Consider the following 7,137-nt stretch of genomic DNA (forward strand, 5'->3'; position numbering starts at 1 on the left):
CGCCCCGCAATTCTGTTCACTTTCCGACCCCTGGAGGGCATTCAATGCACCCCTCGACCAAGACCCAGACGTCCGACAACACGATGTCATGGTCTCCTGCAAGCTGGCGTTCCCGTCCGATCGTCCAGGCTCCGTCTTATGAAGACGAAGCTGCGCTTGCTGCTGTCGAGACGCGTCTGCATCGATATCCACCGCTGGTTTTTGCGGGTGAAGCCCGCCGTCTGAAGACGCGTCTGGCTGCTGCATCCCGTGGAGAGGCTTTTGTGCTTCAGGGCGGCGCCTGCGCGGAAAGTTTCGACGAATTTACGGCCGATATTGTTCGCGACACGTTCCGTGTGCTGCTTCAGATGGCTGTCGTTCTGACGTTTGCCGCCAAGGTTCCTGTCGTGAAGATTGGCCGTATGGCGGGTCAGTACGCCAAGCCGCGCTCGTCCAATACGGAAACGGTCGATGGTGTGACGCTGCCATGCTATCGCGGTGACATTATCAACGGCCCGGAATTCACGGCCGCGTCACGTATTCCTGATCCAGCGCGTATGGAGACGGGATACTTCCAGTCTGCCGGCGTGATGAACCTGCTGCGCGCATTCGCAAACGGCGGCTATGCCAATTTGCATCAGGTCCATAGCTGGAATCTTGGTTTTGTGGAGCGCTCTCCGCTGGCTGCGCGCTATCGCGATCTGGCTCATCGCATTGATGAGACGCTCTCTTTCATGCGCGCCTGTGGTTTTGATGCGGCTGCGTCCCAGATTGACGAGACAGAGTTTTACACGTCCCACGAAGCGCTGCTCCTCCCATATGAGCAGGCTCTGACACGCATCGACAGCACCAGCGGTGACTACTACGACTGCTCGGCGCACTTCCTGTGGATTGGTGATCGCACCCGTCAGCCGGATGGTGCACATGTGGAGTTCCTGCGCGGCGTTCAGAACCCGATCGGCATCAAGGTTGGTCCGACCACGACGGTTGGTGATCTTGAAAAGCTGCTCGAAATCCTGAACCCGAATGACGAAGCTGGTCGCATCACGCTGATCTCGCGCATGGGCAAGGACAAGGTGCGCGAGCATCTGCCGCCGCTTCTGGATGCTGTCATCAAGACGGGTCGTACGGTTACATGGCTGTGTGATCCGATGCATGGCAACACGACCACGACGTCCAGCAAGGTCAAGACGCGCTCATTTGAGAGCATCCTGGGTGAGGTGCTCGGGTTCTTCGATGTTTTCGAGGCTGCAGGCCGTCGTCCGGGCGGTATTCACCTTGAAATGACGGGTCAGGACGTCACCGAATGCATCGGTGGCGCCCAGTGCCTGACGGAAGCCGATCTGGGTGATCGGTATGAAACATTCTGTGATCCGCGCCTAAATGCGGAACAGTCGCTTGAAATGGCGTTCCTTCTTGCTCATGAACTGACAGGACGACGAGCAGGAAAGCAGGAATGAACTCTTCCGTTTCTCAACGTGCACTAAACCGGTCCAGCGGTGTTCTTGGCCCGCTGGATCGGAAAACAATCGAATCCCGGACGGACGCCTATTTTGGGCGGACCCGACAGATCGTTGAACATTTCGGGGACTCCAGGGTCACTTACGCGGTGTTCATCCGGCGTCCAGTGATTGCGGCCTGTGGCATTGCTGTCACCTGGCTTCGCAATGTTGCCAAAGAGCAGGGCTTCGATCTTCAGGTCCGCGAGGTTTATGAAGAGGGACAGTGGGTTGGGGCGGGCGAGCCCATCCTTTACCTGACCGGCCCTTTCAGCCGTCTTGCTCCGTTGGAAACGCTGTTGCTTCAGCGTCTCGGAGCATGCTGTGTTGCTGCACATAATGCCTACCAGATGGCCATGGCGCTTCCGGACGTTGCATTTCTGGCTATGGAAGCGCGGCACTGTGCCGGTTTCGAAATGCAGGAACAGATGGGCTATGCGGCGGCCGTCGGGTCGCAGGCCGCCCAGAAGGAAGGTGCGCGCGGGTTCATTGGTAACGCCAATGACGCGACGGCGGGTTTCTTCGGGCAGGATCATGGGCTTGGCACTATGCCGCATGCCCTGATTGGTTATGCGGGTTCGACCCTGCGCGCTGCCGAAATGTATGTGGATGTTTATCCGAATGATCCGCTGACAATTCTGGTGGACTATTTCGGGCAGGAAGTGACAGACGCTCTGGAAGTCTGTCATCGTTTTCCCGAGAAAGCCGCCGCAGGGCAGTTAAGTGTCCGCCTTGATACGCATGGCGGTCGTTTCCTCGAAGGACTGGACCCCCAGTCTTCGTATGCTGTCTTGGAGCGCTATACGCCCGGCACGATCCGGCGTTATCGCTCGGACGCGGAATTGCGTGATCTTGTTGGGACGGGTGTTTCTGCGGCTGCCATCTGGCGGATGCGGGAAGCTTTGGACGAAGCTGGCTTTCCGAAAGTGAAAATCACGGTCTCTTCGGGTTTCAATGCCTCAAAATGCACCACGATGCGGGATGCCCATGCACCGATTGACGTGGTTGGCAGTGGCTCCTTTATTCCGGATCGCTGGTCCGAGACCTATGCAACAGCGGACATCGTGGCCTATGACGGCACGCTTCGCGTCAAGGTAGGACGTGAATTTCTGCTGAACAAGGCACGAGCCGAACAGGGGGCCTCATGAGCGACGAACCGGAAAACACAGGAACTGAGACTGCAGGGCAGAGCCAGTCCTGGAACGTACGGATCATTGATCTGTCAGGCGCATCCGAGGATGACACTGTCGAGGTCGTGAAAGACTTCATGGATCTGATGCATGCCAATGCTTATGCGCGCGCCTATGTGCGGGACAGCATCGAGCGTTGCCGTGTTCCGGGCGCAACGAGCAAGGAAGTGCTGGAAAGCTGGTTCGCCTTCGGTGAGAATGCCGAGGTTGTGGATGCTGGTGATGATGGCTGGAAGTCCTCCACTGAACTGGAAGATTTTGCCGCCAATCCAGCGACAGACATGGAGCGCGACTGGCGTGCCATTGATCCGCGTCGCCTGGTGGACGATGACGAGATTTCCGGGCCGCCAGATATCGATGAAGACGATGACGAGGATGTCCACGAAGTCATCCGTCACTGACTAGGATTGCCCCGCGTATGGTTGCGAGCGTACGGGGGCAATAGGCCCGTTATGAAGAGTGGGTCATAAAAATATCCACATGACTGTGGCTCTGTAATTCTTGCGTTAGATTGGCAAGTCATGTGGAGGGATATTTTTCCACAAGACATTTATACCATTCTCGCGACGCATGGGGTTGGCCTGTTCAACACCTTATCCAACAGATACCTGGCGCGAAATTTCGCCGAACAGTTTGAATATCGGGATGGCTGGTGGTCCGATAGCGCCGTCTGTTGGTGTGCAACTGACCTGTATAGTGGGGGGCTATCAAAGCCTCCGACAGGCTTTGCGGCCACCGCTCATTTACCTGAGCACATAAGGATCAATGGGGCGCTATCCTTCAGTAGAGATCTGCGGTCAACCATAATGAGAACGCTGGTGGCCATTTCAATGCTTTCATGTAAATCGGCATGCCGCGTTACCTTCCTCTGCTTCTAACGCAGATCTGAACGTTATCTTTCATATTAAATCGGTAGTTAAAACTATATTCCCAACCAAGTTTTACTCATAACACCCGAGTATCTTGTCAAATCCGAAACGCATTGCTACAAAATATTTCTGATAATTTTTACGATAGAGCAGTATTCACACCTCTATTCCGGATTGGATTGAATGATGTCTTCAAAAAAGCGTATCAAGAATTTTGGGGCCACTGAGTGGAATGTATCTGAAACAGAAACGCCTCAAGAAGGTACTATGACGGTGCCCCAAAATCTGTCTCCAGAAGAGGAAGAAATAGAAAGGGATACTTCTCCTATTATTATTCAAGAGAAACCTACTTCTGTTGTTGCTTTAGTCGGCGCCGATCTGAACTGCGATTTGGATGCCCGTCAAGCTTTTCTTGAAGATGGTGGCTCAACAGTATCTACCTGCTTTAGGGTGGCAAATATACTGCATACGCATGCTCATTTTTCTGAGGCGGCGGCGTTTTATCTTCGAGCTATGCAGCTTCACTCAGGGAGTCCTGCGGAATTTCCGAGTGTTTATACACTCTTACAAGTTCGTTTGCTTTGTCTGTTAAAAAGCGGGCAGGATATTTCGGAAGAAGAGATAGAGCAGCTTCGTAGCTTACATATTCCATATGCTAACTATATCAGCGGGATCAGGTTAGCCTGGCGTCAAAATGACTTGCGCGGAGCGCTTGAAAAAATCGGCAGTGCGTATGATGAATTTCATACGGGCGAGGAAGCTGATTGGCAGATCCTGCAAATTGCAAAGCGAATTGAGCCAAGTTTATTTACTCCGGACCGTCAAGAAGAAGGGAAAAGAATTCCTTCTGCCCTTTATATGTATTGGGACAATAATCCTCCGCCGGAGATTCAAAATAACTTCAATCTGCATAGCGCCCTGCAAGGCATGCCATTAAAAATTTTCAATAAAGACGAAGCGCAGGAATGGCTTTACGACGTTTATGGCGTAGAAGCTCGCAACCTCTTTCTCCAAATGCGGCACCCGGCAGAAGCCGCAGATTTTTTACGTCTCCATGTGACGCAGACTCTTGGGGGGTGGTGGCTGGATGCTGATTTAAGAGTGTCAGGTTCAGATGCGTTGAAAAAAATGATCTCTGAGCCTGCTCAGAACGCATTTTTCCTAACGGATAATGGAATGGTTCATAATGACTTTTACGGAACTGTTCCAAACAGCGAAATTGTGTCAGATGCTTTGCTCTCAGTATATCGAAACTGTTATTTATTTCCGAGTTTATACATAGCTTTTAAGACTGGCCCCGGTCCTCTGACGCGAGCACTTAATCGTACGGCACATAAGTCCTTGAAAGGCCTTCGGCCTGTCCAGACAATAGCAATTTACGATCAACATGATTTCACACAGCTCATTGAAGAGTTTGATACGCCCTACAAAAGCTCTCTCCCCAATTGGCAAAATGTTTGAGGAGTGACGCTTTATTGCCGCAGAGTAGCCACTAAAAAGATCGCCGAATTGTTAATGAGTGTTGTAGCGGGGCGAATTTGGAATCGGCAGTTTTTAAATTTTCGTCTCTGAACAGAGCTGGTGGCAGAAGGCGTTCTGTTTTCAGGCATTTGAGGGTATCAGAACAGAACTCTCAAATGCCCTGAAAGCAGGATATCGCCGCTCGTGAATAACCGAATTCTGGTCAGTGCCTGTCTGCTGGGGCAGCCGGTCCGATATGATGGCAAGGCAAAAACCCTTCTGAATCCTCTTCTTCAGCAATGGCAGGAGGAGGGGCGTCTTGTGGTGGTCTGTCCGGAACTTGCGGGTGGGATGCCGGTTCCACGGCCGCCAGCGGAAATTGGGGCACGGCAGGACGGAAAAGACGTTCTTCAGGGCGACGCGCGCGTGACTGACACGTCAGGCGCGGATGTGACGGACGAATTTGTTGCAGGTGCCCGGATTGCTCTGAACGTCGCGCAAACACAGGGGTGTCGGTTCGCTCTGCTTATGGAAGGCAGCCCGTCCTGTGGAAGCCAGATGATTTATGACGGCAGTTTCAGCGGGCAGAAACATGCGGGCGCAGGCGTGACAGCAGCGCTTCTGCGCCAGAACGGGATTCAGGTTTTTAGTCAGGACACGATTGAAGACCTCAGGATTGCCCTCCAACGGGCCGGTTAAAGCATGCCCATGCTCTCATCGGAGCATTTACTACGGATTTGTCATCAACCTCCCGTTTGACCCGGCGGCAGGGACGTCTAAATTCAAAGCATGAACAGTCAGAATTTCTTCGCGGTCACTGATCCGTCCAATGGCCCCTTTGCTCCCTCCGGCGAGAGCGGGACACCGCCGCGCTGGGACCTGTCCGACCTGTATGCATCTCTGGACGATCCGGCGATTGAACAGGATTTTGCGGCTCTGACATCAGCTGCCCGCGCTTTCAGCGAAGGCTGGAAAGGCAAGCTGGGACAGGCTGATGGTGTTGCCTTGGCGTCTGCATTTGCGGAATATGAACGGATCGAGGAAGGGCTGGGACGCATCGGCTCCTTCGCCCAGCTTGGCTTTGCCGCCCATACGACGGACCCAACCTGGGGTCGCTTCACGCAGGGCGTGCAGGAGCGCATTACGGATATTTCCGCTGATTTGCTGTTTTTCTCGCTGGAACTGAACCGTCTCGACGATGAGGTTCTGGAGAAGATCTCGACATCACCGGACATGGCGAAGTGGCAGCCTTTCCTGCGGGATCTGCGCGTTTTCCGTCCGTATCAGCTTTCGGATGAGGTTGAGCAGGTTCTGATGGACAAGTCGGTAACAGGCCGGAATGCCTGGAATCGACTGTTCGATGAAACCATGGCCAGCCTGACCATCACACTTGATGGCGAGACGAAGCCTCTGGGAGCAGCGTTCAACACCCTGACGAGCGCTGAACGCGAAAAGCGTGCTGCGGCTGCGGAGCAGATCAGTGCTGTTCTTGCGGACAATTCCCGTCTTTTGACGATGATCACCAACACGCTCGCCAAGGACAAGGCGATCGGGGACAAGCTCCGTGGTTATCCGCGTCCATCTAGCAGTCGCAACCGTGGCAACATGGTTGAAGACGAAGTTGTCGACGCGCTGGTCAGCGCTGTTGATGAGGCTTATCCGCGTCTGTCCCATCGTTATTACGCGATGAAGGCTAAATGGCTCGGGCTGGAAAAGCTGGAACACTGGGACCGTAATGCGCCTCTGCCGGGCGTGGCTGACACGGTCATTCCGTGGGAGAACGGCAAGGAGATTGTCCTGAACGCCTATACCGGGTTCGACCCTGAGCTTGGGGGGCTGGTAAATCGCTTTCTGACGCATCCGTGGATTGATGCGGAAGCGGCGCCGGGCAAATCCTCGGGTGCTTTTGCACACCCGACGGTACCGTCGGTCCATCCGTATATCCTGATGAATTACCACGGGCGTGCACGCGACGTGATGACGCTGGCTCACGAGCTTGGGCATGGTGTGCATCAGATCCTTGCCGGTCAGAAGCAGGGTTATCTGAACTCCGCGACGCCTCTGACCCTGGCTGAAACAGCGTCCGTTTTTGGTGAATTCTGTTGAAAAAGTCGCTCTTGAAATAATCATGGCTTCCTG

The 7,137-nt window shown here is 53.9% G+C and carries 5 protein-coding genes and 1 pseudogene; all 6 read left to right on the forward strand.

What is annotated here, in order from left to right:
- Positions 1 to 44: 44 nt before the first annotated feature.
- Positions 45 to 1,439, forward strand: coding sequence for a class II 3-deoxy-7-phosphoheptulonate synthase (locus B7444_RS11840; RefSeq protein ID WP_007283658.1), 1,395 nt, complete (start codon positions 45 to 47; stop codon positions 1,437 to 1,439).
- On the forward strand, positions 1,436 to 2,626 hold the full coding sequence (locus B7444_RS11845; protein ID WP_007283657.1) for a nicotinate phosphoribosyltransferase: 1,191 nt from the start codon (positions 1,436 to 1,438) through the stop codon (positions 2,624 to 2,626). The genes B7444_RS11840 and B7444_RS11845 overlap by 4 nt, the downstream gene beginning before the upstream one ends.
- Positions 2,623 to 3,069, forward strand: a complete 447-nt coding sequence (locus B7444_RS11850; RefSeq protein WP_007283656.1) for a hypothetical protein — start codon at positions 2,623 to 2,625, stop codon at positions 3,067 to 3,069. The genes B7444_RS11845 and B7444_RS11850 overlap by 4 nt, the downstream gene beginning before the upstream one ends.
- 651 nt (positions 3,070 to 3,720) lie before the next feature.
- Entirely contained in the window at positions 3,721 to 4,998 is a 1,278-nt protein-coding gene (locus B7444_RS11855; RefSeq protein WP_007283655.1) for a glycosyltransferase family 32 protein, read from the forward strand.
- 204 nt (positions 4,999 to 5,202) lie between these two features.
- The gene (locus tag B7444_RS11860) at positions 5,203 to 5,697 is read left to right on the forward strand and encodes a DUF523 domain-containing protein (protein WP_007283654.1); all 495 of its coding nucleotides are present in this window, start codon (positions 5,203 to 5,205) and stop codon (positions 5,695 to 5,697) included.
- A gap of 90 nt (positions 5,698 to 5,787) precedes the next feature.
- Positions 5,788 to 7,095 (forward strand): annotated as a pseudogene (locus B7444_RS11865) (M3 family oligoendopeptidase); the annotation flags it as partial.
- Positions 7,096 to 7,137 lie beyond the last annotated feature (42 nt).

The sequence above is a fragment of the Gluconobacter thailandicus F149-1 = NBRC 100600 genome (assembly GCF_000964465.1).
Classification (GTDB): domain Bacteria; phylum Pseudomonadota; class Alphaproteobacteria; order Acetobacterales; family Acetobacteraceae; genus Gluconobacter; species Gluconobacter thailandicus.

What these genes read in the sequence shown, in the direction of transcription:
- B7444_RS11840 (WP_007283658.1), top strand. Translation starts at nt 45, where the DNA reads ATGCACCCCTCGACCAAGACCCAGACGTCCGACAACACGATGTCATGG.
- B7444_RS11845 (WP_007283657.1), top strand. Translation starts at nt 1,436, where the DNA reads ATGAACTCTTCCGTTTCTCAACGTGCACTAAACCGGTCCAGCGGTGTT.
- B7444_RS11850 (WP_007283656.1), top strand. Translation starts at nt 2,623, where the DNA reads ATGAGCGACGAACCGGAAAACACAGGAACTGAGACTGCAGGGCAGAGC.
- B7444_RS11855 (WP_007283655.1), top strand. Translation starts at nt 3,721, where the DNA reads ATGATGTCTTCAAAAAAGCGTATCAAGAATTTTGGGGCCACTGAGTGG.